Annotated in this window: 1 pseudogene; it reads left to right on the top strand. The window is 52.1% G+C overall.

Going from position 1 to position 240, the window contains the following annotated elements:
* Positions 1–240: pseudogene (locus tag ACYQ8U_RS23470) on the top strand (LamG-like jellyroll fold domain-containing protein); the annotation flags it as partial.

Genomic DNA, 240 nt, shown 5'->3' with positions numbered 1-240 from the left:
GCGCCTGTTATTCCGGCGGGACTTGTTTCCTATTGGATGCTGGATGAATCATCCGGACCGGTGTACTTTGATGCGACAGGTTTGAATGATGGTCAATGCAGCGGCACCTGTCCAGGCCCGATAAGCGGTCTGGTTGACGGAGGTCAGATTTTCAGTGGCTCTAGTGGCGTTGATGTTCAACCGGACGGTTCGTTTGATTGGGTCAATGGAGAAAGTTTTTCCGTTGAGTTCTGGCTGCGT

The sequence above is a fragment of the Desulfocastanea catecholica genome (genome assembly GCF_054657295.1).
This window is presented reverse-complemented; position numbering and strand designations above follow the sequence as displayed.